Origin of the sequence: Comamonas sp. A7-5, from assembly GCF_039581385.1 — a bacterium.
Taxonomy (GTDB): Bacteria; Pseudomonadota; Gammaproteobacteria; order Burkholderiales; family Burkholderiaceae_C; genus Comamonas; species Comamonas thiooxydans.
The window spans coordinates 19,108-44,112 of the sequence record NZ_JBCPWO010000013.1 but is presented as its reverse complement, the minus strand read 5'-3'; the positions used below and the strand labels follow the sequence as shown (position 1 = coordinate 44,112).

Genomic DNA, 25,005 nt, shown 5'->3' with positions numbered 1-25,005 from the left:
AGCTGTCCACGGCCGGCGTTCTGCCGCCACCCATGGCCACCCTCGGTCAATACACAGTCATCTGCACACTGCTCAGAGTGCTGCGCGGGCCCGTGGCGCGTGCGGTGATGCGGTACATGGGGCGGGCGTTGCAAGAGGAAACACTGCCTGCCGTCTCTGAGGAGCCCGGGCACTCCAGCTCGTGCGGCAGCACGCAGCTTTGGCCAGGCGCATCCCAGCGGCCGGCATCCCTGCACAGTCGGTGAATGAGAAATTCCACCTTGTTGCCCAGGCCATCGTCTTCGGTGACCAGCTTGGCCTGGCTCCAGTCCAGCGGCGCCCTGGGGTCATGGCTGGCGAAGTAGCCGCCGTCGGCGTCGGCCTCCAGCGTCGCACTGCCAGCGGAATACAGCGCATCGAGCTGGGCCATGCCTCTCTCCAGCCCCAAGTCGGCGCCCGATGTGGCCCCTTGCTTGAGCGCAAGGCTGCCTGCCATGCTGGCGCCCTGAGTGGAGGTGCGCACCACGGCCAGGCCGGTGAGCGTCATCACCAGCAGCACGATCAATGCGACCAGAAGGATGACGCCGCGTTGCGGGGCCTGCTGGGGCCTGGGGCGATGTGTGGGTGAATGCACGGCATTCATAACTGCTGACCCCACAGCGTGTTGCGCAGCGGGACGATGCTTTCGTATACCCGGTAGCGGTAGTGCATCCATTCATCCCCGTCTCCCATGCTGAATTGCTTGGTGCCGTTGGCCCAGCGGGGTGCGGAGTTGGTGACTTTGTCTTTTTCGTAGTGCGGAATACGCATCAGTACGGCGATACGCACGGCAAGAATTTGCTCCCACCTGATTGCATTGGGGGAAAGCGAGGCGGTCCATTCGACTTCTTCATCAATCGCGCCATTGCCGTTGGCGTCATAGCCGTATTCGGCCTGAAGTTGAAAGATGTCATGGGCCACGGCAACCTTGTCCGTCTCGGTCTCGTCGAGATAGTTGTAGCGGGTCAGTTGCTTCTTGTCGTCCACGCCCCAGACGGTGAGGGTGGGCTCCGGCCCCAGGCTGTAGAGCATGCCTTCGCCCAGACTGCTTTTGCTCGAATCCAGGAGACTGATGTGAGCGCCATCATTGCGCGTGGCATCGACCTCCTTGCCTTGGTAAAAATCCTGGTAGGAGCCGGTCTTTCGATGGACCTTGTTTTTGTTGACGGCTGCCGTTGCGGATGTCGGGTCGGCGCCGGCGGTCACTTCCATCAGCAGGCAGCTGTCGGTGAAGCTGTCGCTGGTGCCCAGGATCACATCGCCAGCCTGAAAGCCCGCATTGGATCTCTCCATCTTGAATTCACCGCCACTGCTGCCCACATAGCGGGCGCCGGCAAACATATTGCTGGAAGAGCCGGTCAGCACCCAGATTCTCCCGTCTGCTATGCGCACGGGTAGCAGCGGGAAGTCGAAAGCGGCCGTGCTGCGTCCGCTGTTGTACGCTTTCACTGAGCAGTTGAGATGGCGGGCGTCGATGCTTGCAAACCCCAGCCCTGCCGAGCGGATGTCGCGTTCGATGGCAAACAACGCCATGGAGCCTGCCGTCTGCGCTTCACTGATCGAGACGATGGTGCGCCGCCGCCCTTCGGACGTTGCATACAACTGGTAGATGGCCAGCATGCTGGCCAGACCTATGGCCAACCCCACCATGATTTCGATCAGGGAAAAGCCGAGGGACCGACCCATCGCCAGCGGCGTTTCGTATGGGAGCGTGCGTTTGTGCATCGGCATGCCCTAGTGCACGAAAGCCTGGATCTGGTAGTTGCGCACGGCCGGGTCGTTGGGCCCTTGCCAGCACAGCGTGACCGTGATCCGATTGTCGTTCGCTGCATCGACCCTGACTTGCTGCATGGCAGCCGTGGCGCCAGGCAGGCCATGTACGTTGGTTTGCTCACCCCGTGCGGCTTTGAGCACGCCTTGGAACGTGGAGTCTCCTGCGCTACTGCCGCTGAAGTCGCACATCTCGCCATCGGGCTGGTGCTGGAACGCTGCGAGCGAGTTCGCCAGATTGTCTGGCGAGCTGCGGCTCACTTTGAGTTCGATCAGTCGCACGATCTGCGAAGCGAACATGCCCGCCTCCGTGCGGTGTTGCGCATGGCCGGCCCAGGTCGCAGACTTCATCGTCAGCCCGGCAATTCCGAGGATGCCGGTCATGACGATGATGATGGATACAAGTGACTCGATCAGCGCAATGCCGTGCTGGTGACGGCCCTGTCTTGCGCCTGTACTCACGGGGCGCGAGGTCAGCATTTGCGGTTATCTCCGTTGTTTGAAATGCCTGGATCGCACAAACGAACCTGTCCGCCAAGCGATATGACGACATGCAGGCAGCGGGGCCCCTGCGGATAGCAGGTGTCCGCTGCGGGGCCCAGGAATTTGACGATCTGGTTGACGGAGGCCGCACCCTGGCCATCGAACTGCACGACGGCCTCATTGGCGGCCACGTGCAGTCCCGTTGTTCGTGCTTCCTCCGGATCTTTGCTGGCAACCCATTCCACCCCTTCGAGCGTGCTCCAGTCGACTCCCTGCGGACCACCTGCCAGCATTACCCAGCCGAGGCCATTCACACTGGCAGTGGGCTTTGAAGCGCGGGGATCATTGGTCAGCAAAAGCCGTACCTCGGCATTGCGACGTACGGCCTCGGCGCGCGCAAGTTGTGCACCGCTGTAATAGCTCTGTGCCGCTGCGCGGATGCGAGCGTCGGTCAGGTAGGCGCTGGCGCTGGGCAGCGTCATCAGCATGAAGACGACTGTGAGACCCAGGCCCACGAGCATCTCGACAAGAGTGAAGCCCTGTACGGCGCGGCGCATCAGCAACTTCCATCCTTGTGTGAAGACCAGCAATTTGCTTCAGGCTTCGTCCAGCCAGTAGGCGTTGCGGCAGTCTTGCGCACGCCCTTGGTGTCAAGGGTGAAGACAAAACCACCCATGCTGCCCTTGCCTGTGGCAGTGACCTTCGGGGGGGCTTCGTCCAGGGCGCAGGTGTACTTGAAATGGCTGGTTTCTGCAGGCAAAGGCGCGATCGAGTCCGCCGAGCAGGCACCGGTGTACGTGCGGTAATCCTGGAAATACTGCTCCAGCTTGGCCCCCATGTCCGCAAGAGGCACCAGGCCATCGACGATGCGCCCGCGCTTGAGGTAGTCGCTATAGCTAGGCACGGCGATTGCCGCCAGGATGCCGATCATGGCTATGACGATCAGAATTTCGATCAGTGTGAAGCCTCTCACACACTCACTCTTATGCATTGATACTCAGTTTTTATTAAATTCAAGGCGCAATTCAGGACGCGAATTTAAGCGAAAACCCCAAAAAAAGCCCCCACAGCAAAATCTTAAAATAAGAATATTCTTATAGAAACCAACGAGTCCTGTGCGTAAAGTACATTCTTCAATCCGAGTTCCATGGATTAATCATGGGAAATATTGTTGACACCGGAATTAACAACTCCATCATTCGCATGATTTTCATTTTCTATTCCTTTCCCACTCATGAATATCCGCCCAAACTGCAACTCCCGGTTGCTCCGGAGGTTCTGAGTTGATATCGTTTTCGTTCTCTCTATTTTTTTCCTGAGCTCTGCGATAACTCACCAAAATCAACCACAACAACAAAAACAAGAACGTCATACTTAATGAGTACCACGACCAATCCACAACTGGCTCAACCCCCATTAACTTCAATGCCGAAACAACCGCACCCAATAGAATCAAAAAATACATACCACCTCCCCCCCTGCTGAACATGTGAAATGGGCAGACTTCAGTCGAACCATATTGACTTCAATGCAATTTATTGATCGGCGACAAGCCATTACGTTAGCTGCGCATGCAAGCCAAAGCACAGAAACGAACAGCAATTGCCAACGCCAAGAAGATCATTCCCATTCAGCTCTCACAAACACCCAATAACTCGTCTCTCTTGCAAGGATGAACAGCCATAAATCAATGTCCTTGCAGTAATCTTGAGCATCTGAAAACCAGGTATGAGCGCCTTCTTTGTACTGAAATGGAAAATCTTGCCGCTCATCAACAATAGTGATCCGACTTTGCACGCCAATCACCTGCTTAGCATCTTCGCTACATCTCAAATCCCTGCCAGGAATTATCAATGATGAGTTTCAAGAAAAAAGTATATGCATCCTGCTTATTGATTTATCGTACATATTTTGGCGACCTTCCCGAAGATAGAACCGATTCGCTCTATTGGACAGATCACTCCTGATCCTGAGCAATAGAAAATTTCCTCAGTGCCTTATATATCCACGAGATTCACGCAGCAGCCTCTCTAGGAAATCAACAAGCGATCAGCCGAAAAATCATGGAAAAATGCAGTAAGAAAAACAGCTATTCAGGCGTTTTAGCTCCTCCGCAGCAATCGACTCCTGCCTCACGCCCGCGTGCGCAGGCATGGTCCGCGCTTGAATATAGACTGGAGGAAACTTCACTTCCGCAGATTGATAGCATCAAGATCCTTCATTCCAGTGAAGGGTGCGGATGGAGCGATTTAGCGGCCGCGATTACTCAGGAGTCCCCTCACACCATTGAGCACCGACCTATCTCCAGCATATGGATTGCGATGGTGCTGACTCCAGCGGATATTCAGCGGAATGCACGGGGGGAAAATTTTGCAGGCTTGCTTGAGCCTCAGGCGCTGGTCATAACTCCGCCCGGTGAGGCCGTTGTAGATACGATAGGCAACCATCCACGCACGTTGCATTTCTTCCTGAAAGATAGTGTGCTTAGAGAAGTCGCCGAGGACATATTCGACTTAGAGAAAGTGGAATTTCACTACAAGGCTTCGTTCGGCGCCACCGATCCTATATTGTCGCAACTGATGCGCACGACCAAACAGATGCTTTTGGAGGGTCTATATCAGGACTGGCGCAGCGAGTACCTCGCACGCGCCATTGGCAGCCACATTCTCCAGCGGCATTGTGTACTTGAAGGCAAGGATCCCCCTCATTCCGACGTACGGCTGTCAGCGTCTCAACTCAGAAAAGTGGACGAATATATGCATTCCCATTTGGAGCGGAATTTCACATTCGGAGAACTGGCCGCATATGTCGGCTTGAGCCGCACCGTACTTTTCCAGCGATTCACCCGGACCTTGCATCTAACGCCCAACCAATATCGACAGAATCTGCGGGTTGCACAGGCCAAGGCGCTCATTAAAAATGGCGAAATGACGCTCTCCGAGATTGCCAGCGCTTGTGGGTTTTCTGACCAAACCCACATGAATCGAACCTTCCGACAGCAACTGGGGGTGACACCTGGTCAGTATCGCAGGGACATCGAATAGGGCTCCACGACAGTCAAGAGTCCGCCATGAACAATCCAGTTTTCAGACTCGGGCTCGGTGGTGTTCTCCCAGCCTGCAGAAACCATCAGCGAGAACCGGACTTCGTCCTGCCCCTCTGCAATTGCTGGGGGCATACAGCCATCGCCATTCCGTGACCGCTCGTGTCCAGGCACTGCTGGAATTGAGACAAGTGCGATTGGCTGAAGCAGTTGACCCTCCCATGGCCCCCCCGATCTTGCGGGAAGGTCTAGGATCGAAGTGGGGCACCGGGCCCAAAGTGAAGTCCTTCGAAGCGCAAGCAATCGCTTGGTATGACTTTCTCAATGCCCGCTTGTGACCGAGCAAAACGCCCGGCTTCCATACACCCGCTCAGATGTTCAGCGCATGTGTTGCATCGACCAGTTGAATCCGCAGTCGTTTGCTGCCGGTGGTTAGTACAAGCAGGCCGGTCCTCGCGTATCGGACTGATGGTCAATTAAGGCCAGCGACCGCAATCGGCTGCCATAAGTCCGTAGCGTTGATCAATCCAGGGAAGGCGGCTCTCAACCAAAGCCACTTCTCTTCTTTTGACTCCAAAAAGTGAGTTTCGCAAAGCTATGCAAAAGCGATCAGCGCACCTCCTGCATTGTTCGATAGGCCACCTCAAAGCGGGGGTCCAGCATGGCACCTACATTGCAGCGCGACCAAGGCGATGTCTGGCTCGGATCGAGGTTGAAAACATGGCCCGGGGCCATGGTGACTTTGTGGGCGAGCAAGCGCTCGGCCAGACGCACGGCATCGGGATTGCCGGGGAACTTGGCCCAGAGGTAAAGCGACTGAGGGTTACGCGCAAACACCTCGCAGTTGTGCATCTCCAACCAATCCAGCGCCTGCTGCGTTGCCTTGCCCAGACGCTGGCGCAAGCGCACGAGATGCCGCTCGTAGTGGCCTTCGCGGAGCATCACATCGACCATGCGCTCGCAGTATTCGGACCCGCTCACATGGATCAGCGATCGCAAATCTGCCAGGTCGCTGGCTAAAGCATCGCTGCAGGCGATGAATCCCACGCGAAGGGCCGCAGAAAACGACTTAGAAAAACTGCCTATATAGATCGTGCGTTCCAGCTGGTCCAGCGTGGACAAACGCACTGACGAGGTTGGTTTGAAATCGGCCAATGGGTCGTTCTCTACCAGCAAGAGGTTATGCCGTTCTGCAAGCTGCAGGACGCGGTAAGCCTTGGCAGCGCTGATGTCCGAGCCAGTGGGGTTGTGCGCCAGAGACTGGGTAAAGAACAAGCGCGGGCGCTCGGTCAGCAGCAACTGCTCCAAAGCCTGGACATCGGGCCCATCGGCTTGCCTGGGGACTCCCAACACACGTGCTCCTGCCAGTTTGAGCTTGCCAAACAGCAAATAGTAGCCAGGATCGTCTACCAGCACCGTCGCGCCGGGCGGGACGAAGTAGCGAATCACCAGATCCATGGCCTCATTCGCACCTTGGGTCAGGACCATTTGCTGAGGTGTGACTCCCAGGCCGAACACGCCCAGCTTGCGCACCAAGCTATCTCGCAGCGGCGCATAGCCAAAGCGGCTGCCATAGCGAAACAAGGACCCCAGTCCGGTTCGCACCACTTTCTGGTGATAGCGATCCATGCGCATATCGGCCAGCCACTCTATAGGCGGAAATCCATCGCCAACCGCGACAGCATCTGGCTGGGTCTTGAGTTGCTCGCGCATCAACCAGACCACATCCATCGCGCGATTGAGCTGCCCTGCGTCTTCATCCTGAACCGCATGGCGGGCCTGCGGTTGAACATAAAAGCCAGCACCGCGCCGGGACTCCACCAAGCCGCGTGAGACCAAAAGATCAAAGGCGGCAACCACGGTGTTTTTGGCGTAACTGTGCAAATGCGCCAGCTCACGCAAGGATGGCAACTTGTCCCCTGCACGATACACACAATCGGTTATTTGCTGCCCTATCAAATCAGCTAAACGCTCTGCAATAGGGGCCTGACGCTTGCTACCACCCGCCATTCAAGTCTCCTAGATCGTGAGTTGCCAGTATGTATGCCGATGGGTCCAATGCTGCATTGCGGCAGTACTGTTCTCGCAAACTGTACCTGTATTTAAAGGTACAGTTTGAATAAATTCTCGGCCAACCGTCCCCTTGTATTGATATCCAGATTTGGATCTGTAGGAGTTTTCATGGCCGTCGATTCGCGTCTTCCCAATTTCCGAGCTCTCACCCCCGCACAGCGCTGGGAGCATGTCGCCACCGCATGCAATCTCAGCGCCGAAGAACGCAATCTACTGACCCATGCTGGCGCCCTGCCCGTCACCTTGGCTGACGGCATGATCGAAAATGTGGTGGGCACGTTCGAGCTACCCATGGGCGTCGCAGGCAACTTCCGCATCAACGGTCGCGATGTGCTGATTCCGCTCGCAGTGGAAGAGCCTTCAATCATTGCTGCTGCTTCGTATATGGCCAAGCTGGCCCGTGAAGACGGAGGCTTTGAAACGTCGAGCACCTTGCCGCTGATGCGTGCGCAGGTGCAAATCGTCGGCATCAGCGACCCCTATGGTGCAAGACTGGCGTTGTTCAAGGCCCGCGATGAGATCCTCGCGCAAGCCAATAGCCGAGACAAGGTGCTGATCAGCCTGGGCGGTGGCTGCAAGGACATCGAAATCCATGTCTTCCCCGATTCTCCGCGCGGCCCTATGGTCGTGATGCACTTGATCGTTGACGTGCGCGATGCCATGGGTGCCAACACCGTGAACACCATGGCTGAATCAGTCTCGCCACTGGTGGAAAAGATTACCGGTGGATCGGTGCGCCTGCGCATTCTCTCGAACCTGGCAGATCTGCGCCTGGCCCGTGCTCGTGTACGCCTGACCCCACAAACCTTGGCCACCAAAGAGCGCAGCGGCGAGGCAATTATTGAAGGCGTGCTCGACGCCTACACTTTCGCGGCCATTGACCCCTACCGCGCCGCCACCCACAACAAGGGCATCATGAACGGCATCGACCCCGTCATCGTCGCTACAGGCAACGATTGGCGCGCGGTGGAAGCCGGTGCCCATGCCTATGCCAGCCGCAACGGCCAATACACCTCGCTGACGCACTGGGAAAAAGACAATGCCGGCGCTTTGGTGGGAACCATTGAGCTGCCCATGCCCGTGGGCTTGGTGGGTGGTGCCACCAAGACCCATCCGCTGGCGCGCCTGGCGCTCAAGATCATGGAAGTGAAATCTGCCCAGGAACTGGGCGAGATTGCCGCCGCCGTGGGTCTGGCCCAGAACCTGGGTGCTTTGCGCGCGCTGGCCACCGAAGGCATTCAGCGCGGCCATATGGCACTTCACGCTCGCAATATTGCACTGGTCGCAGGAGCCGTGGGTGAAGAAGTAGAGATCGTCGCCAAGCGCCTGGCTGCCGAGCATGACGTGCGCACCGATCGCGCACTGGAAGTGCTGCAAGAAATTCGCGCCCGGCGCTAAGCATCCTCAGCCTCGCCAGGCACATCCGGGCGAGGCTTTTCTTACCCGAAACGGGAACAACAACAAGCAAGGAGACAAGGCTATGAGTTCCGACAAGCAAGCCTCGCACTGGCAACTCGCTGAGGTCTGGGGTGATACCGTCGACCTCAAGCATCTGAGCTGGTCCATCCTGATTGGCATCGGGATCAGCGTGCTCGGCTTTTTTGCAGCCAGCCGTTGGCTGAGCTCGGTGGTCGAATCCAAACAGCTGGCTCATGCCTACGCCATGCTCGCTGGTCTGGCCGGCTGTGTTCTGGCTGGCGTTATTTGCGCTCGCATCTTCCCCCCAAAACGTGTGGTGACCGAAGAAGACATCTCCAGCAACCCTGAATGGCGTGCCGAGGTGCTGCGTGAGCTAGAGCAGCAGCCCGGTGGTCTGGGTTCTGTGTCTGACCTGCCCCCAGTCGTGGTGCAGGAGCTCAAGGAACTCAAGCTCTACGAGCTTTTCGTCACGCCCAAGACACCCCAAAGCCGTGATGGCCAATAACCCTAGGAGTACACGGCATGGATCCTCAACTCATTGAACAAATCGGCGTCGCTGCGGGCATGGGCCTGATCGGCGCCATCGTCTTTGCTGCAATCGGACTGGTTTCCGGCACCGACGAAACCACGACACTCGCACCACTCACCCTGCTTGTCGTTTTGCTCGGCGTTCCGCCTGCAGGCGTCTTTACCTTCTTTCTGGCTGGTGCTGTTGCCAAGCACATGACCCACGCCGTTCCTACAGCACTGCTGGGTATCCCCGGAGATACACTCGCCACGCCTTTGCTGCAGGATGCAGACTTGTTGCGCAAACTTGGCGTGCCGCATATTGCCTTACGCAAAATGGTCTCGGGCGCCATCGTCGCGGCCTTTGTCGCCGTGCCGCTGGCGGTGCTGTTTGCCGTGATGTTGGCGCCATTCGGCTCAACCATTACCAAGACTGCACCCTGGATTTTTCTGGCCGCAGCCGTGCTGATTGCCTATTTCTCCAAAGGCCGCTGGGGTGCAATTGCTTTGCTCGTGCCTTTTGTTGTGGTGATTCTGGCTCTGCAGGCACTGACTGCCAAGTACGACACCAAGCTCAGCATCAGCTACTTCCTGGGTATCGCCATTGGACCTCTGGTCGCCGATCTCTTTACCGTCATGGCGCCCGCAGGACGCAAGAGCATGTTGCGCGACAAGGTTCGCCAGTTCAACCTGGCTCCTGATGTCAAAGGTTGGTCGGGCTATTTCCCCAATCCTCTCAAGGTGCTGGATAGAACCCAGACACGTTGGACGTTGACGACTGCCGCCATTTCCAGCGCAACCTTTGTATTCAGCCCTGTGGCCATGACCGTGGTGCTGGGCGAGTTGGTGGGCTCTCGCATCAAACACGCTTATCACCGCCTGACCACGGTGCTGAGCGCTCGTAACGGCGTGACAGAAGCCACCTACATTGCTGAAGCGCTGATCCCGCTGATCGCCTTCGGTTTGCCCTTGAGTCCTGTGGCTGCCGGCCCTGCTGCACCGTTGTTCAATGCACCTCCACGCTTTACGGTGGATGCTGCTACGGGCCAGACCCACAATCTGCACAACCTGCTGAGCCACTGGGAGTTTCTGGGCTACGGCATGTTGTCGGTGTTGCTTGCCGCAGTGGTGTCCTATCCGTTTGCAATGAACTACGCGCGCCGTGCTGCAATGTTTGTATCGCGCAAAGTCAGCCACGAAGCCATCATTGCCACCTTTGTCGGCCTGATCATCGTGATCAGCGTCTGGGAAGGCGGTCTGCTGGGTCTGCTGGTGATCTTGACCATGGGCCTCATGGGTGGCCTGCTCTCCCGTACCTTCGGCTTTAACACCGGCGTGCAGTTCATGGGCTATTACACAGCCGTGCTCAGCGTTCCTGCGCTGCTCAAACTGTTCTGAAAGCGAGAGCAGCAATGTCGAATGCATCAGAGCGCCGGGTCAAGATCGTGGAAGTCGGGCCACGCGACGGCCTGCAAAACGAAAAGCTGCCTGTGCCATTGAATGCCAAGGTCGAACTGATCAACCAGCTCAGCCGCGCAGGCCTGCGCTTTATCGAAGCGGCTTCGTTTGTGTCGCCCAAATGGGTGCCGCAAATGGCCGGCAGCGCCGAAGTGATGGCCTTGATCGACCGTAGCCCTGGAGTTTGCTACAGCGCATTGACACCCAATCTGCAAGGACTGGAAGCTGCTCTGACTGCTCGCTGTGACGAGGTGGCGGTCTTTGGTGCGGCTTCGGAGACCTTCTCGCAACGCAATATCAATTGCAGCATTGCGCAGAGTCTGGATCGCTTCAGACCTGTGGTGCAGAAGGCGCTGGAGGCCGGTGTCCCTGTGCGTGGCTATGTATCCTGCGTGTTGGGATGCCCCTATGAGGGCGATGTTGCCGCAGAGGCGGTCTTGCAGGTTGCACAAGAGCTTTTGGCCATGGGGTGCCATGAGATATCTCTGGGCGATACGATTGGCCGCGGCTCGCCCGAATCCACACGCAAGCTGCTGGAAGTCTGCCTCAGGGACCTTCCCAGCGCGCGCCTGGCGGGCCATTTTCACGATACCTATGGTATGGCGGAAGCCAATGTCTGCGCTTCTCTGGAGATGGGACTTCGCATTTTCGACAGCTCTGTGGCGGGCTTGGGCGGCTGCCCCTATGCCCAGGGAGCTTCAGGCAATCTGGCCACCGAAAAGCTGATCCATGCCTTGCATGCCATGGGCTATGAAACCGGCGTAGATATGTCCAGGGTTCAAGCCGCAGGTTGCTATATCCGACAAGTGTTGAGCGACTTACATGGCCAGCAAGTGGTGCAGCTCTGAAACCTGCGCTCTACATAAACACCAGCGCAAAAAGGCCTTGAGATCTCAGATCTCAAGGCCTTTTTCTTTGAAGGCGTCAACGCCCGCCGTCAGAGCAAGTCCCGACTTCTACACGCAAGTCGGCCATGTGCTGAACCAGTCGTTGGTGTCTCTGAGATGAATTGCCTCGACCCGCCAGAAGCACTCACCAGAGAGAAGGCCTTCAAGGACTGCTCCTGACTGTCTTTCACCTCAATTATTGCGATGAGCGGCTCATACTCTTCAACAGAGTCGATTGTGGTGTGCCTCCAGCCCAGCGCCAGACAACTCACCTCCCCTCTTGCTGAGGGACAATAAAACTAAGCGTCGCGGTATAGCGTACATCGCTATATTTCTTACCACCCACAGTAACCACTGCATCATTGACACGAGCCGATACCTCCAGCACATACAGGCCAGGGAAAGACGGCGTGAAGCTCACCGTACCGTCCTTTGACGGGGTCAGTGAACGGCGCCATCCTTCCCCCGTTTCGATATTCACTTGACTGGCTGCAACAGCTCGTCCCTTGAATATCAATCGAAAGGTGTTTCCGTCAGGGTGGGTAGGAACCAGCTCCAAGTCGTTCATGGCCTGAATGTCCTGGCGACCGTAGCGAGCTTGATAGTAGGTAAGAACTCCATCATCGAACCCGGTTGCAGAGAAGCGCAGATCGCTGAAGGGCTTGGGAACAACGATATGGTTGATCGCAGTCTGAATTGGCAATGATTTGCCATCAGCTTGCATGGCCTTGGGCTCCAGCAATGCAGGCAGCCTGTCTAAAGGTTTGTGTAGCTCTCCTACGTAGGCTCGGACCTCCGCCCCGTCAGGCTGCACCCAGAGATACTCCGCTTGTGCCTGTGTTGAACACCATAGGCCACTGATTAGCAGGCACAAAGCCATTCGATGAAATACAGGAAGCAATTGCACTCAGTGATCCTCATCTTCAAGGTTGTATCCAATGCGCTCGGCGTCTTGGCGCCTTTTGGATTTCTTCCTGCTCGACAATGGCCTGCAGTCCAGGCCCTGCGTCGAACAGCACATAACAAAGGCTGGGCAGGTTGATTGCCGGTCAGCGTGGAGTTTCTATCCGCCTTGCCCAGAATCAGAATCAGCGGAGGTCCATCATTGCGAGCTCCAAGGCAGCGAAGTACTGCCGTTCAACTTTGAATATCGGCATTCAGAAGTCATAACGCATTCCGACATTGACGCTGCGCGGAGCACCCCAGGTGTAGAACAAGCCTGCCGCGGTAAAGTTGGTGAGCCCGGCCATGTACTTCTTGTCCAGTGCATTGTTCACGTTCAGGCTGAACGACAGGTGCTTATCGACCTGATAGCGCGCCATCAGGTCCAGCACCGCATAACCCCTCTGCGACAAAGTGGCAGCGCTATTGCTCATCGAGGTCTTACCCTGCCAGCGTGTGGCCGCTCCCACAGTCAGTCCCCGCAACGAGCCCTGGTCAAAGCGATAGGTCGTGCCGAACTTGAACTGGTACTTGGGATATTGACTGGCGCTGGTGAGCGAGCTGCTTTGCTGCACCAGACTGCCCTGCGCTTGCCAGCCGCGCGCGAGCTCGCCCGCCAACTCCAACTCCCAGCCACGCCGCGTTGCAGACGAGACCGCACGGTAGGCCGTATTGCCCTCAGGAGTGAGATCACCACTTTCCTCTGCGGTGTTTTCCGTCTTCATCCAGAAGTGAGCGATGCTGGCGTTCAAGCGCTTGTCGAAGAATTCGGCCTTGGCGCCGACCTCATAAGTGCTGCCCTCCTCCGGTGCCAGCGTTGCACCCCGCGCATCCTGAGCCGTCTGCGGCTGGAAAATGTTGGCATAGCTTGCGTACAACGATACGTTCGGCTGCACCTCGTAGACCAACCCAGCGTACGGGGTGATCACACCGTTCTCCTTCATGTCATAGTTCCACCAATATGGTGTGATGTCACGCTCTTCAAACCGAGTAACGCGTAACCCAGTGATCAACTGCAGAGGATCAGCCACCCGGAAGCGTCCCGCCGCATAAACATAACGCTGCTTCTGACTGAATTTGTTGTTGCCGTAGTTCAAGACACTGAAATCAGGCTGAGGCAGCACCGCCCCACCCTGTGCCATGTTGATACCGAGATTGCCGAGCGGCACCAGGTTCAACGCATTCAGCGGCAATTGCACATTGCTGTGAAAGCGCGATACGCCTGCGCCAGCCAGAAGTTCATGCGAGCGGCCCAACAGCTGGAATGTCCCCTTCACATCGAGATTGACGCTCCAGTTATCGGTCTCCATGTTGCGCCATCGGCCGAAGCTTGCGCGGTCCTGGTCGTAGAAGTAGCCAGCCTTCATATCGGCCATGGATACGTTCTGATGTGAAAACTTGAGCGTGGCTGTCCAGTCATCCGCCAGACGTTGCTCCAGACTGCCGAAGAGATTGAGACCTTTTTGGGAATATCCGCCCCAGGGGGCACCGGTGTTGAAAGAGCGCGGCATCCACGCCACCTCACCACCTGTTCGCGTGTAGCGCTGGATCGGCTGCGTAGTGCCGATGCCTTGTGCATCGCGTTCGCGATAAGTCATACCGAGGTTGAGGACTGTGCCGGGAGTGATGTCCGCTTCGAGTGCCCCGAACAGCATCTTGCTGCTGCTCTTTTCATGATCGCGGAATCCCCCCGCGTCCATGGCAGAAGCGACCAGACGCCCCCGTACCGTGCCCGCCTCGTTCAGTGGACCGCTCACATCGGCCTGTGTTCGATAAGTGTCCCAACTTCCCGCATTGGCACGCACGCTGGCCTGAAATTCGCGGGTCGGGCGTTTACGGATCATGTTCACTGTGGCGCCATAGTCGCCCTTGCCGACAACCAGACCGGATGAACCCTTGAGGACCTCGATCCGGTCGATCTCCGCCATATCGTCGAGCGAAAACATGGTGCTGGTAAGGTAGTACCAGCCGCTGCTCAGCTGTGCCATGCCATCGGTCTGCAGGTTTACCTTTGCCCCACGCGCTTGAAAGTCAGTGGCATTGTTCTGCCTGTAGACGGCGATGCCAGGTGTCTGTTCCATCACATCGGTCAGCGTCTCCAGCTTGAAGTCATCCATGCGCTGACGCGTCATGACGGTCACGGATTGAGGTGTCTCGCGTAGCGAGAGATTCAGGCCCGTTGCCGTCCGGCTGGGACCCGTCTGGGTGTAGCTGCCCGTGCCCTCGGTAACGCCGTCCCTCTCAAGCTGTGCAGTCACCGTGACTGTGGCCAGCGATGCGGAATCATCGTTTGACGCGACGGCCTTGATGATCAGGCCGCCCCCTTGAGTCACGGCGACCAAGCCGCTTCCAGCCAGCATCTGCTCCACAGCCTGCTTCAGCGTGAGAGCTCCATGGACGGGGTGCGCTGTCTTGCCAGCGACCAACGCGGGAGCAAACCCGATCGAGGTGCCAGAGGCCGCTGCCAGCTCGTTGAGTGCGCTCCCCAATGGCTGGGAATTAATCGAGAAACTGATGCTTTTTCCACTAGCAGCAGCGGATTGCGCCTGCGCAATCATCGGGGAGAGGACTGCCAGGGCTGCGGCCAAAGCAAGAGGAGCGGGCTGAAAATGAGGCTGCGTGAAGCGCATGGAGAGGGATTCCGAACGTCGAGTAATGAATGAAAATGAAACTCACTACTCTTTAAGACGCATCAGATCACCAGAAATACACCCCTAGTCCGAAAAAAATTCGAAATGGCCGCATTGAGCATGAAGTGCTCAATGCGCACTGACGATTTCGGCCTTCCCAGATGGCTCGCTGACCAGCTTCACAGGCAGGATCTGGGTCAGCATGCGCGCAAACTCCCCTGGTCTATCAATCTGGTAGCTGCCGCCGATGGTCAGAGCGGCAACCGCAGGGTCGCGGATCTCCAGACCCGTAGGCCCGTAGCGCTCCAGCTCTAGCAATGCATCAGCCAGTGAGGTGTTATCAAAACGCACCAAGCCCTTGCGCCAAAGGGCGACACTGCCGGGGGGAACACTGGCCACCTGGCCTAACACCCCATTGGATGACACCCTCAGGCCTTGCCCTGCCAGCAATTCGACAGGCAGATCAGTCTTCGCGTTGGCGGCGCTGTAGGAACTGGTGACCCGTACATGGCCCTTCTCCACCGAAACATTGACAGCCCCGGCATCGGCCCCCTGGTTGCGATAGCGAACGGAAAACCGTGTCCCAAGTACCGTGACACGCGCAGGCCCAGCGAGGACATGAAATGGCTTCTTGGGATCGGCGGCGACCGAGAACATGATTTGTCCATCAGCAATCCGCACTTCTCGGCGGTCGCGGTACATGGTGACCTGAGCCTGGGTGTCGGTGTCCATGGCGATTTCGGTGCCATCTGGCAAGGTGACAAGCCTTTGCTGCCCCTTCTGCGCAACATAGCTGCTCTCGAATGTCGGCTGCAGCATCCATTGATGCCATCCAATCCCTGCCGCAAAGACCGCAGCACAACAGGCAGCGACCAAGGCAGAGCGCGGCTGCATCCAGCTAAACAGAGCGCCTGTGCGGGCCCATCCCTCCATCGCCTTCGGCTTCGCGGGCTCCTCGCCTGGCTGCGCAGAAGATCCACCACTGGCAATGGCTTCGCGCTTGAACGAGGAACGTGCTTTTGCAACCATATCGGAAGGAGCAGAACGCAGCACCGCCATGTCTTGCGTCAGACGACGAAATGCCGTGTCATGTGCAGCATCCTCAGCCAACCACTGACGCAGGGCTTCATGCTCGCTCTCGCTCAGGCCTTGCTCCCAACGCGAGTGCCATTCGACGGCCGCCACATCTACCGGATTCTGTCGACTGAAAAAATCCGCAAGCTCGCGCGCTTCCGCAGCCTCGTCAAAGGAGGCTGGCACATTGCGCTGGGATGCAAAAGAGTGACTCATCTTAGGGATACGGATGCGCGGGGCGGGGCAAAAATTCGCCCTCGGCGAAACAGCTACGCAAAACGCACGCGAATTTGCGATCACTCGACATTATCAAGTTCCATTCTGCGCGCAGCACAAGCAAGTTTTCCGCGGCTGATGTACTGATTCACCATGCTCAGCGACACCCCCATCCGCTCTGCAATTTCCTTGTTGGGCAACTCATCGAAGATGTACATGCAGAAGGCATCACGACACCGAGGCGGCAGTCCCTCGATAGTGTCCAGATACGCTTGAATGCTCTGAGACGATGCATAGGCATGCTCGGGCTGCAGATGCAGAGGACTCGCAGGCTGATCCCGCTCCTCCAAAGAATCGATATTTTGATGCTGGCGCACCTCAGCCCGTCTATCCATATCGATTTTGGCGCGCAAGGCTACCTGCCTCAGCAATGCACCTGGCTCAAGAATGACCTGCCCCTTCTGCTGCATGGACAGCACACGGGCATAGCTTTCCTGCGCCAAGTCAGCCGCAGTATCGCGGTCTCTCACTTTGCGCATGCAGAAATTCAACAGGTCTCTGTAGTAGCGGGTCAGCACGATCCAAAAAGCCAGTAGCAATGAGTGAGGTCGAACGTGCGCGGCGATAAGACAGCCTTGGAGCCCTGGCGCAAAGAGTTGCGATCAACTACACGGCAAAAATTATAAATTGTTAATGCGACTTATTCTCAATCAATGTGTCCGATGTGATGCGAACTGCGGGTACTGGTCGGTCGTGCCCCCTGTTCGGCTCAATGTCGACCGGCATGCCTGATGAGCACCGACAGCAAACCGCCTCAACCCGCCGTTTGGAGATCTGCGGTGGCCGACTGCTACTGGCCGATGTTGCCAACCGACAGAGACCCGGAACCAGGCTGGTGCCGCGTCAACTACTCCCAAGGTGTCAATGTCAGCAGCCGCTCCACCTCTTTCACTCTTTCATTTACCCAGCCTGCCACTGGTCGATACACAACTTTCAGCCTCTGCGCACCACACGCTTCTATTGCGTGGACGATCAAAGAAAAGACCGTTGCATGCCTCGATCCAAACAGAGCACATCCAGGCTGGAGGCGTGTACAGAGCGCAGCGACTTGATGGCTGTGCCTCCAAAGAAGAGCAAAGCACCAAGTTGGACTGATCTGAAAAAGCCGGCTCCTGAAGGCAGACGTTCACTAACCGGTAATGAATGAACTACGTGGCCATCAGCTCGGATTACCGATCTGCCGCCATGAAGTTTGACGGCTTGCTCCCGAGCCTCTTGCGAAACATCGTGGAGAAGGCACCCGGGCTGTCATAGCCCAGTTGAAGCGCCACCGTTGTCACCGAATCACCGGTCCCCAGTTTGGACATTGCAAAAAGAAGGCATGCCTGGCTTCTCCACTCTGAAAACGATATTCCGGTTTGCAAGCGAAAGAACCGGCTGAAGGTGCGTTCACTCTGGTGTAGCTGCTGCGCCCAGGCCAGCGGCGACAAGCGCACGTCGGGCTGGTGAAGGAAAGCAATGCATAGAGTCGCCAGTCGTTCATCCCGCGGTAGCGGCGCAAAGAAAGGCAGTGTTTCTGCGCGGCCGACCTCCAGCAGCAAAAGCGACATCAGCACGCCATCGCGACCGCGCTCGTCATACAGCGCTGGCAAGTCGATGGCTTCGATGAGCAGCTGCCGTAGCAGCGGGGACACGGCCAGCACCTCGCAATGCGATTGGCTCCGTGGTACCTCTTCAGGCTCGATGTAGAGGCTTCGAGTGTTGACTCCCACCATCTTCACCCTGTGCGGCTTGCCTGCTGGAATCCACACGCCACAGTGGGGAGGTATCACCCAGGCGCCATCGTCAGTACCGACCTCCATCAATCCGGTCGCGCCATAGAGGAACTGTGCACGGCGATGGCTATGGGTATCCAGAACGGTGCCAGGCGCGTAGTCGGTGCCAATGGCCACAACGGCACGAGGCGTGGCATCGAGGGAGTTCAGTGATTGATTGCGCACAACAAGACTGCAAGGAGCGAATGGCCGAAATGCAAATATTGTTGACCAAACATCGAAAGTGCGCCACTCCAGAACAATCTACTGTGATGGCTCCTGCATCAATGGAGTTTTTCGTGTCCTTGTATTTGTTGTTGGCGGTCTGCGGATGTGTGACGGGCGTCACTACCGTTCTCTTTGGTTTTGGAGGCGGATTCGTGGTGGTTCCGCTGCTGTACTGCTTGCTGTCTACACCGAACGCCCCAGGCAGCGCAGTGGGGCAGTCGGCCATGCAGATTGCCGTTGCGACATCCACCTGCGTGATGGTCTTCGGTGCGCTCCTCGCAACTTGGCGTCACCAACGGGCAGGAACAGTGGATTGGACGTATGTCAGGCCTTTGCTGGGTCCCATTGGCGCGGGGGGCGTACTTGGCGCACTTGCGGCAACCGTTGTTCAAAGCGAATGGCTGCGTTGGGCCTTTGCGGCCTATCTGGTACTGACCATCCTGGATTGTTGGTTGAGGCCTGGATTTCTTGCTCAGCCCGCAGCAAAGCAGCACCGCCCTGGGCCGCTGGCGAATGCACTGTCCGGTCTGGTTATCGGCTGGGTTGCAGCATTGCTGGGGGTTGGCGGCAGCGTGATGACCGTTCCCCTGATGCGCCGCCGTGGAATCGAAATGACACGAGCCACCGCCATGGCGAATCCGCTATCACTGCCGGTCGCGCTGGCAGGAACAGGGACTTACATCGTCCTGTCCACCCAATCTCCTTTACCTCTTGGGGAGTGGCACCTCGGCTATATCGACATACGAGCTGCTGCTGTGCTCGTGACCGGTTCGTGGGTCGGCATCCGTGCAGCATCGCTGTGGATCGGGCGCATTCCAGACCGGGTTCACGCGAAGGTTTATTTAGGACTGTTGATCATCGTCTTCCTGGCCATGGTGACAACATGACTGTGCGCTACTCTGCCTGCATCCCGAACGTCGGCTTGTGAAAGAAAGCTCTATTTCGCCAGAGCCCCTGAAGCAGTCATCAGCCGACTTGCTGCTTGCACCGAACGTCTGCTGACGCAGGCTTCTATAGAACCCGCACTACCGGTAATTGGCATTCGTTCGTGTGAGAAGCCTGAACGATCTACCAAGAGCCGCATGGGTGATATGACCTGATGAGGTCTCTGATAAAGGCATGGCTCAGGCAGTAAATCGCTTCAGAATCAACGACGCATTTACACCGCCGAAACCAAATCCATTGAGCATGGCGTGCTCCATTGCATGAGCACGCGCACTCCCGGCGATCAGGTCCAGGCCGTCCGCCAAAGGGTCTGGCTGCTCCAGGTTGAGCACGGGTGGCGCGATCTGGTCGCGCAAGGCCAATACTGTGAAGATCGCAGCAGCTCCGCCTGCAGCTCCCAGCATGTGACCCACGGCTGATTTGGTGGCAGTGATGGAGGGGCCGGTGCCTGCTCCAAACACTTGACGAATGGCTGCCAGCTCCCCCCGGTCACCAACGGGAGTAGAGGTTGCGTGAGCATTCAGGTGTTGAATATCACGAGCTTGCAACTGCGCCTGTCGCAACGCGGCGCACATCGATCGCGCGGCGCCTGATCCATCCTCGGGCCCGGAGGTGACATGGTATGCATCGGCAGAGGTGCCATAGCCCACGACCTCGGCCAGCGGCCTGACGCCGCGCGCCAATGCATGATCCAGTGCCTCCAGCACCAGCAGGCCTGCACCTTCGGCCATGACAAAGCCGTCCCGTGCCTGATCGAAAGGTCGGGAAGCCTTCGCGGGATCGCCGCCGCAAAAAGTGGTCACTGCTTTTGCCGCAGCAAAACTGCCGAGCGCAACTCGATCAATCGTGGCTTCGCTACCACCGCAGAGCGCCATGTCCGCTTCGTCATTGCGAATCAGACGGGCCGCATCGCCAATGGCCTGGATGCTGGCTGCGCAAGCCGTCACCGGAGCACCCAACGGCCCCTTGAGCTGGTGCCTGATCGACACCTGTCCCGAAGCCAGATTGGCCAGGAACGCCGGTACGGTGAAAGGCGACAAGCGCTGTGGCCCTTTGCCGTCCGTGGTTCGCACCGCTTCAACAATGGTACTGAAGCCGCCCACACCGGAGCCGATGATAGTCGCCGCGCGCTCCTGTTGCTCGACGCTTGGATGAAGCCATTGCGCGTGTGCCAGAGCCTGGTCTGCCGCCCCCAACGCAAATGCGATGAAGCGATCCATGCGGCGTAGCTCCTTGGCCGAGATCACGGCTTCAGGGCTCCACCCGGCTTGCGGATCCTGCTCCAGGCCTGGCACCTGCCCGGCGATGGAGACGCCTGTGCCTTCACCCACACCGGCGCTCAAGGCACGTACCCCGGACTGGCCGGCCAGCAGGCGTTGCCAGGCCAGCTCCACATTGCACCCGAGAGGAGAGACCAAGCCCAAACCGGTGATGACTACCCGACGACCCATGCTGCACCTTCCGCTATTGAACCCAGGAACTGAGCCCAACCTTATTGATGATGATCACAATCATAAATGAGTTTTGATGATGAGTATCATCTAACGTATGAAAGTGAGCAAAGCACAGGCCGCCGAGAACCGCGAAGGAATCGTGGATGCCGCTGCGCGCCTTTATCGAGAAAAGGGCCTGGATGGCGTGGGCGTGGCAGAGATCACACGCGATGCAGGCTTGACACATGGCGGGCTGTACCGACACTTCGAGTCCAAGGATGCTCTCGCACGCGAGGCCTGCCTGCGTGCATTTGAGTGGACCATCACGCCGCTAGACGGACTGGAATCCTCGAAGGCGGATGGCGCGCCTGCGACCAGGCTCCGCGCGCTGGTGCATGGCTATCTTTCTGCGACGCATCGCGATCACCCCGGAGAGGGCTGCCCCGCTGCGGCATTGGCAGCAGATGCCGCAAGAGCGGGGCCTGAGATGTCGGAGGTTTTTGCCCAGGGAGTGGAACGCAATATCCAGCGCTTTATGAGCGTGCTCCAAGGTGATGATGCAGCCAAACGTACTCAGACTATTGTGACCCTCAGCAGCATGGTCGGCGCCCTGGTTCTCGCTCGTGCCACGGCAGCGGGTAATCCGGCGCTTTCTGAAGAAATATTGGCAAGCTTGCGGGAGCAGTTAGCCCCGTAGTCGCCCGAATTAGGCATGCGCTCGCACATCTGATGCGCATCTCAATTCAGAGCGTGGTGGCCGTCACGGTCTCGCCCGGGTCACACTGGATATCCAGACCGTTGTAGCACCAGCGCAGGTCGCAGTGCACCACGTCAACACTGCCCTCCTGTGAGCGGGCCGACTGGCGCCGGTGCGGCGCCCTGGGCTATGGCAAAGAGCGGCTTGTGCCGCCGCTGTCGTTCAGAGAGCGCCGTATTCGCTCAACTTCTTGCTGAACCTGAAGGTCCACAGTCGCTGCGCGCGATCATTGACCTCATTGGTGGTAAAGCGCAGGCTCGCCGCACCCTTGGCGCACTTGCCATCGTGCACGATCTTGCCGTCGGCATCCACCATGCACTTGGTGACGTCCGAGCCTTCGATCTCCTTGCCGCTGGCGTCCAGCACGGCCAGCGAGACACCGAAGTCGGTGTCGTTGGTCAGCGCCAAGGTGTAGTCATCGACCAGTGCCAGACCCTCGGCCTTCTCGGCCACCCAGCCGGTGGCGTTCAAGTTGAAGAGGCGAGTTTTCTTGAGCGCCACTACCTTGGAATAGTCCGAGCCATTGACCGGTTTGCCAGTCAGGCTGCTCTTTTCCAGGTCGGAGCCCAGCGCGGTGATGTCGGTAGCGTTGGCCGGAAACTCGATCAGCACCAGATCGTTAAAGACTTTTTTGTCTTTGCCCGTGCCTTGCTCGATGGCGATGAACTTCCCATTGCCCAGCGAGACCACATCACCCAGCTTGGCGTTGCCGGTCTTGCCCTGGCTGTACCAGCTGCCGTCCACGGGCAATGCAAACAAACGGGTTTTCTCGGTAGTCGGGTCAAACTCCACCCAGCGCACAAAGCGAGCGTAGTCGCGCACGTTTTCCGACGTGCCGGTCGCATCGGGAACGGCAGCAGTGGTGTAGTCAGCCTTGCCGTCGTTCAGCGGACTTTGCAGGAAACCGTGCAACTTGCCGCTGGCCACATCGATGCTCAGCCCCTCCATGCCACGGTTGGCGCGGCGTTTGGCGAGGATGGCAGGCAGATCGGCCGCGCCAGTACCGGGCTTGTATTTCTTCAGGATGATGCCGGTAGCCGGGTCGATCTTCACGATGAAGGGGCCGTATTCGTCGGAAACCCACAGCACCTTGCGTGCTGCATCCACCACCACGGATTCGGTGTCCAGGCCGAATTCACTGTAGCCCTTGGCCTTGCCAGGATAGGTGAAGGAGTCGTCCAGAACTTGCTCGCCTGTGTTGCCTGTGATGCCCCGTGGCTGCACACGACCATTGGCGTTCTGCGCGGCGCTGAACTTGACCGGCAAGGTCGAGACGAGCCTGGCACCCTCCTTGTCGAGGGTGATCACGCCGATGGACGGCGTGAAATTGGGCGAAGGAAACACCGTGGAACTGGCGAAGCCCGTGGAGTTGGAGCCGTCGGTGATCTGCGTGACCGGACCGGTGGTGGCGTTCGGGCCGCGATCGGTGATGGCGTAGAACTCAAGCGTGCCGTCGGCGCGCCGGCCCTTCAAGGCCAGGCCCGAGCCATAGGCCGGCAGAAAGCCTTTGGGGAAATCGGCCTTGGTGCCAGGATGGCGGCCTTCGTAGGGGAAATAGAACTTGTCGTCGAACTGCACGTCCTGACGCGTGACGACGGCGCTGATGCTGCCGACGCCGGTGGTCTGCATGACCGCCTCGGAGTTGGCGACCTGGAGCGGGCGGGTGTCGGCACAAGCGCTCAGCAAGGCAACCGCGGCGGCGGTCGCAGCCATCAGGCAGGATGAAGAAGTGAGGTGGCACATGGCGGGTATGGCTTGAGAGGAAAATGGAAGTCCCCAAAAAGCAAGCCCGGCGAGGCGGAGGCCTGCTCGACCTTGGAGACTTCTTTGCGCAAAGAGGCGTCGTGCAGCTCAGAACGAGTGGCTGATGCCGATATCCACGCCAGTCGACCCGGTGTTGGCTACACCTGCAGGGCCGCCGATCAGGCCAATGCTGGCGCCATTCTTGTTGTTGACACGCGCAACCCCGGCGTACATGGAGGTGCGCTTGGAGAAGTCGTAGACATATCCGATCGAATACTTGTCGGTCTTGCCACCGCTGCGCGTGAGGGCCGTGGCGTTACCGCTGAACTTGGCGCTGGCGTACTTGACGCGGAAGCTGCCAGGCCCCACGGGGATGGTAGCGCCCAGGTAGAAGCCGTCCACCTTCCCGGAGGTCGCACCGCTGACGGGTTTCCACTTCAGGCTGTTGTATCCGCCATTGAGCCCGAAACTGCCGAAGTTGTATGAAGCGCCCAGCGCCAAGTCTTCCAGGTCGCTGGTTGCGGCGATGGCGCTGGGCGAAGTCACGGCCGCAGTGCCGTCGATCTTGCCGTAGCCGATACCCACGTTCAGCGGGCCAGAGCGATAGCCCAGGTTACCGCCTATGTATCTGCGGGCCTTGCTTGCGCCAGAGTTGGAGGCATTTTCATCACCAAAGGAAACCGAGAACTGACCGTAGACACCGCCCAGGTTGCGCGGCAGGAAGTAGCCCACGGAGTTGCTGATGCGCGTGCGGTCCACCGTGCCGCTTTGGCTGGCGGCGTTATACGCAGTCTGGCGGATCGTCTGGAACAGGTTGGCCTGCACGCCGGTGGTGGTGTCGGGGCCCCCGAACGCGGTGAAGATGTTGTAGCTGGGGGTGTAATCGCGACCCAGGCGGATTTCACCCCAGGAATTGTTGATCAGTCCGATAGTGGAACGGCGCTCGAAACCCAGAGAGCCGCTGCTGCCGCCACTACCGGCGTCAGGGCTGAGACCACCTTCGAGCCAGAACTGAGCCTGGTTGCCGCCGCCGAGGTCTTCAGTGCCGCGAAAGCCGATCAGGCTGGTCTTGCCTTGGCTGGAGTTCAGAGCATTGAGCCTGTTGCTGCCGGACTTGGCACTGGTGATGCCGACGTCCACTACGCCAAAAATGGTGATGGAAGACTGTGCCAGGGCCAGGCTGGAAGAAGAGGCTAGGAATGAGCCAACCACGGCTGCCAGAGTACGCGAGCACGTTTTATGATTTTTCATTGGCGAAATACGAACGGAACTTGTCAGAGGAAATGGCGGTGGCTTTCTTGCAACCGCTGCCGGAACTCTAGGCAACACATAAGTACGTTTTGTGACATCTGTACTCTGTGACATGAAAGTAACAGCAGCGGTGCATGCGGAGCGTTAGCTACCGGCAGCTCCTGGCCGGACTGCGACAGTCGCAGATCAACCCGTGGCGGTCGTTCAAGTGTCAATGACCATGCCTGCTATGCAGCGCTTACCGGCTGGTGCCCACATGCACGCTAGCCGGGTGCATAGCAAGAGGCGTCTGAATAAATACCGACGAGGCACAT

At 58.1% G+C, this 25,005-nt stretch carries 23 protein-coding genes and 2 pseudogenes; 8 read left to right on the top strand and 17 right to left on the bottom strand.

Annotation, left to right across the window (positions count from 1 at the left end; all coding sequences use genetic code 11):
- Nucleotides 1–46 precede the first annotated feature (46 nt).
- The 7 genes from AAIL67_RS19055 to AAIL67_RS19025 form a co-directional block, all read right to left on the bottom strand.
- Nucleotides 47–622, bottom strand: a complete 576-nt coding sequence (locus tag AAIL67_RS19055; protein ID WP_034356292.1) for a hypothetical protein — start codon at nt 620–622, stop codon at nt 47–49.
- Nucleotides 619–1,704, bottom strand: coding sequence for a PilW family protein (locus tag AAIL67_RS19050; protein WP_034382564.1), 1,086 nt, complete (start codon nt 1,702–1,704; stop codon nt 619–621). The genes AAIL67_RS19055 and AAIL67_RS19050 overlap by 4 nt, the downstream gene beginning before the upstream one ends.
- Before the next feature lie 48 nt (nt 1,705–1,752).
- Nucleotides 1,753–2,268 (bottom strand): hypothetical protein, encoded by a 516-nt coding sequence (locus AAIL67_RS19045; RefSeq protein ID WP_034356298.1) that lies wholly within the window; start codon nt 2,266–2,268, stop codon nt 1,753–1,755.
- Nucleotides 2,262–2,828 carry a GspH/FimT family pseudopilin gene (locus tag AAIL67_RS19040; protein ID WP_034356301.1) on the bottom strand — a complete coding sequence of 189 codons (567 nt, stop codon included), beginning with the start codon at nt 2,826–2,828 and terminating at the stop codon, nt 2,262–2,264. The genes AAIL67_RS19045 and AAIL67_RS19040 overlap by 7 nt, the downstream gene beginning before the upstream one ends.
- On the bottom strand, nt 2,828–3,244 hold the full coding sequence (locus tag AAIL67_RS19035; protein ID WP_052057621.1) for a prepilin-type N-terminal cleavage/methylation domain-containing protein: 417 nt from the start codon (nt 3,242–3,244) through the stop codon (nt 2,828–2,830). The genes AAIL67_RS19040 and AAIL67_RS19035 overlap by 1 nt, the downstream gene beginning before the upstream one ends.
- A 237-nt stretch (nt 3,245–3,481) precedes the next feature.
- Nucleotides 3,482–3,736, bottom strand: a complete 255-nt coding sequence (locus AAIL67_RS19030; RefSeq protein ID WP_131324677.1) for a hypothetical protein — start codon at nt 3,734–3,736, stop codon at nt 3,482–3,484.
- A gap of 155 nt (nt 3,737–3,891) precedes the next feature.
- Nucleotides 3,892–4,068 carry a hypothetical protein gene (locus tag AAIL67_RS19025; RefSeq protein WP_156507099.1) on the bottom strand — a complete coding sequence of 59 codons (177 nt, stop codon included), beginning with the start codon at nt 4,066–4,068 and terminating at the stop codon, nt 3,892–3,894.
- Nucleotides 4,069–4,334: 266 nt separating this feature from the next.
- Here AAIL67_RS19025 and AAIL67_RS19020 point away from each other — a divergent pair, with 266 nt between their 5' ends.
- Nucleotides 4,335–5,315 (top strand): AraC family transcriptional regulator, encoded by a 981-nt coding sequence (locus tag AAIL67_RS19020; RefSeq protein ID WP_343484568.1) that lies wholly within the window; start codon nt 4,335–4,337, stop codon nt 5,313–5,315.
- 100 nt (nt 5,316–5,415) lie between these two features.
- Nucleotides 5,416–5,523: pseudogene (locus tag AAIL67_RS19015) on the top strand (LysR family transcriptional regulator); the annotation flags it as partial.
- A 400-nt stretch (nt 5,524–5,923) separates the two neighbouring features.
- Here the strand turns inward: AAIL67_RS19015 and AAIL67_RS19010 are convergent.
- Nucleotides 5,924–7,324 (bottom strand): PLP-dependent aminotransferase family protein, encoded by a 1,401-nt coding sequence (locus AAIL67_RS19010; RefSeq protein ID WP_343484567.1) that lies wholly within the window; start codon nt 7,322–7,324, stop codon nt 5,924–5,926.
- Nucleotides 7,325–7,495: 171 nt separating this feature from the next.
- Here AAIL67_RS19010 and AAIL67_RS19005 point away from each other — a divergent pair, with 171 nt between their 5' ends.
- The 4 genes from AAIL67_RS19005 to AAIL67_RS18990 all read left to right on the top strand — a co-directional run bounded on the left by AAIL67_RS19005 (nt 7,496) and on the right by AAIL67_RS18990 (nt 11,619).
- The gene (locus AAIL67_RS19005) at nt 7,496–8,785 is read left to right on the top strand and encodes a hydroxymethylglutaryl-CoA reductase, degradative (protein ID WP_034356319.1); all 1,290 of its coding nucleotides are present in this window, start codon (nt 7,496–7,498) and stop codon (nt 8,783–8,785) included.
- An 82-nt stretch (nt 8,786–8,867) separates the two neighbouring features.
- On the top strand, nt 8,868–9,311 hold the full coding sequence (locus tag AAIL67_RS19000; RefSeq protein WP_034406331.1) for a hypothetical protein: 444 nt from the start codon (nt 8,868–8,870) through the stop codon (nt 9,309–9,311).
- 17 nt (nt 9,312–9,328) lie between these two features.
- The gene (locus tag AAIL67_RS18995) at nt 9,329–10,711 is read left to right on the top strand and encodes a tripartite tricarboxylate transporter permease (protein ID WP_003066594.1); all 1,383 of its coding nucleotides are present in this window, start codon (nt 9,329–9,331) and stop codon (nt 10,709–10,711) included.
- 14 nt (nt 10,712–10,725) lie between these two features.
- Entirely contained in the window at nt 10,726–11,619 is an 894-nt protein-coding gene (locus AAIL67_RS18990) for a hydroxymethylglutaryl-CoA lyase (protein ID WP_034406337.1), read from the top strand.
- A gap of 307 nt (nt 11,620–11,926) precedes the next feature.
- Here the strand turns inward: AAIL67_RS18990 and AAIL67_RS18985 are convergent, their stop codons facing one another.
- The 5 genes from AAIL67_RS18985 to AAIL67_RS18965 form a co-directional block, all read right to left on the bottom strand.
- Complete coding sequence (locus AAIL67_RS18985; RefSeq protein WP_224648492.1) at nt 11,927–12,382, bottom strand: DUF4198 domain-containing protein; 456 nt, start codon at nt 12,380–12,382, stop codon at nt 11,927–11,929.
- Between the two features lie 433 nt (nt 12,383–12,815).
- Nucleotides 12,816–15,230 (bottom strand): TonB-dependent receptor, encoded by a 2,415-nt coding sequence (locus AAIL67_RS18980; protein ID WP_063664219.1) that lies wholly within the window; start codon nt 15,228–15,230, stop codon nt 12,816–12,818.
- 129 nt (nt 15,231–15,359) lie between these two features.
- The gene (locus AAIL67_RS18975; RefSeq protein ID WP_063664220.1) at nt 15,360–16,520 is read right to left on the bottom strand and encodes a FecR domain-containing protein; all 1,161 of its coding nucleotides are present in this window, start codon (nt 16,518–16,520) and stop codon (nt 15,360–15,362) included.
- Between the two features lie 80 nt (nt 16,521–16,600).
- The gene (locus AAIL67_RS18970; RefSeq protein ID WP_034406445.1) at nt 16,601–17,098 is read right to left on the bottom strand and encodes an RNA polymerase sigma factor; all 498 of its coding nucleotides are present in this window, start codon (nt 17,096–17,098) and stop codon (nt 16,601–16,603) included.
- 651 nt (nt 17,099–17,749) lie between these two features.
- Nucleotides 17,750–18,520, bottom strand: a complete 771-nt coding sequence (locus tag AAIL67_RS18965; protein WP_034406349.1) for a helix-turn-helix transcriptional regulator — start codon at nt 18,518–18,520, stop codon at nt 17,750–17,752.
- A gap of 20 nt (nt 18,521–18,540) precedes the next feature.
- On the opposite strand from AAIL67_RS18965, the gene AAIL67_RS18960 reads away from it, so the two are divergent.
- Entirely contained in the window at nt 18,541–19,449 is a 909-nt protein-coding gene (locus AAIL67_RS18960; protein ID WP_063664221.1) for a sulfite exporter TauE/SafE family protein, read from the top strand.
- Nucleotides 19,450–19,686: 237 nt separating this feature from the next.
- Here the strand turns inward: AAIL67_RS18960 and fabF are convergent, their stop codons facing one another.
- Nucleotides 19,687–20,958 carry a beta-ketoacyl-ACP synthase II gene (gene fabF / locus AAIL67_RS18955; RefSeq protein WP_082877384.1) on the bottom strand — a complete coding sequence of 424 codons (1,272 nt, stop codon included), beginning with the start codon at nt 20,956–20,958 and terminating at the stop codon, nt 19,687–19,689.
- 97 nt (nt 20,959–21,055) lie between these two features.
- Between fabF and AAIL67_RS18950 the strand changes: the two genes are divergently transcribed.
- Entirely contained in the window at nt 21,056–21,637 is a 582-nt protein-coding gene (locus AAIL67_RS18950) for a TetR/AcrR family transcriptional regulator (protein WP_034406356.1), read from the top strand.
- Nucleotides 21,638–21,692: 55 nt separating this feature from the next.
- On the opposite strand, the pseudogene AAIL67_RS18945 reads toward AAIL67_RS18950, so the two are convergent.
- From AAIL67_RS18945 to AAIL67_RS18935, 3 genes and pseudogenes are all read right to left on the bottom strand, one after another.
- Nucleotides 21,693–21,836 (bottom strand): annotated as a pseudogene (locus tag AAIL67_RS18945) (IS3 family transposase); the annotation flags it as partial.
- Between the two features lie 23 nt (nt 21,837–21,859).
- Nucleotides 21,860–23,440 (bottom strand): esterase-like activity of phytase family protein, encoded by a 1,581-nt coding sequence (locus tag AAIL67_RS18940; RefSeq protein WP_343484566.1) that lies wholly within the window; start codon nt 23,438–23,440, stop codon nt 21,860–21,862.
- A 108-nt stretch (nt 23,441–23,548) separates the two neighbouring features.
- A complete protein-coding gene (locus tag AAIL67_RS18935) occupies nt 23,549–24,691 on the bottom strand; it encodes a porin (RefSeq protein ID WP_343484565.1) in 1,143 nt (380 codons plus the stop codon).
- Nucleotides 24,692–25,005 lie beyond the last annotated feature (314 nt).

Bases quoted from the DNA above. Each gene is read 5' to 3' on its own strand.
- AAIL67_RS19055 (WP_034356292.1), bottom strand. From the start codon at position 622: ATGAATGCCGTGCATTCACCCACACATCGCCCCAGGCCCCAGCAGGCC.
- AAIL67_RS19050 (WP_034382564.1), bottom strand. From the start codon at position 1,704: ATGGGTCGGTCCCTCGGCTTTTCCCTGATCGAAATCATGGTGGGGTTG.
- AAIL67_RS19045 (WP_034356298.1), bottom strand. From the start codon at position 2,268: ATGCTGACCTCGCGCCCCGTGAGTACAGGCGCAAGACAGGGCCGTCAC.
- AAIL67_RS19040 (WP_034356301.1), bottom strand. From the start codon at position 2,828: ATGCGCCGCGCCGTACAGGGCTTCACTCTTGTCGAGATGCTCGTGGGC.
- AAIL67_RS19030 (WP_131324677.1), bottom strand. From the start codon at position 3,736: ATGTATTTTTTGATTCTATTGGGTGCGGTTGTTTCGGCATTGAAGTTA.
- AAIL67_RS19020 (WP_343484568.1), top strand. From the start codon at position 4,335: ATGGAAAAATGCAGTAAGAAAAACAGCTATTCAGGCGTTTTAGCTCCT.
- AAIL67_RS19010 (WP_343484567.1), bottom strand. From the start codon at position 7,324: ATGGCGGGTGGTAGCAAGCGTCAGGCCCCTATTGCAGAGCGTTTAGCT.
- AAIL67_RS19005 (WP_034356319.1), top strand. From the start codon at position 7,496: ATGGCCGTCGATTCGCGTCTTCCCAATTTCCGAGCTCTCACCCCCGCA.
- AAIL67_RS19000 (WP_034406331.1), top strand. From the start codon at position 8,868: ATGAGTTCCGACAAGCAAGCCTCGCACTGGCAACTCGCTGAGGTCTGG.
- AAIL67_RS18995 (WP_003066594.1), top strand. From the start codon at position 9,329: ATGGATCCTCAACTCATTGAACAAATCGGCGTCGCTGCGGGCATGGGC.
- AAIL67_RS18990 (WP_034406337.1), top strand. From the start codon at position 10,726: ATGTCGAATGCATCAGAGCGCCGGGTCAAGATCGTGGAAGTCGGGCCA.
- AAIL67_RS18985 (WP_224648492.1), bottom strand. From the start codon at position 12,382: ATGCAAGCTGATGGCAAATCATTGCCAATTCAGACTGCGATCAACCAT.
- AAIL67_RS18980 (WP_063664219.1), bottom strand. From the start codon at position 15,230: ATGCGCTTCACGCAGCCTCATTTTCAGCCCGCTCCTCTTGCTTTGGCC.
- AAIL67_RS18975 (WP_063664220.1), bottom strand. From the start codon at position 16,520: ATGAGTCACTCTTTTGCATCCCAGCGCAATGTGCCAGCCTCCTTTGAC.
- AAIL67_RS18960 (WP_063664221.1), top strand. From the start codon at position 18,541: ATGGCCGAAATGCAAATATTGTTGACCAAACATCGAAAGTGCGCCACT.
- fabF (WP_082877384.1), bottom strand. From the start codon at position 20,958: ATGGGTCGTCGGGTAGTCATCACCGGTTTGGGCTTGGTCTCTCCTCTC.
- AAIL67_RS18950 (WP_034406356.1), top strand. From the start codon at position 21,056: ATGAAAGTGAGCAAAGCACAGGCCGCCGAGAACCGCGAAGGAATCGTG.
- AAIL67_RS18940 (WP_343484566.1), bottom strand. From the start codon at position 23,440: ATGTGCCACCTCACTTCTTCATCCTGCCTGATGGCTGCGACCGCCGCC.
- AAIL67_RS18935 (WP_343484565.1), bottom strand. From the start codon at position 24,691: ATGAAAAATCATAAAACGTGCTCGCGTACTCTGGCAGCCGTGGTTGGC.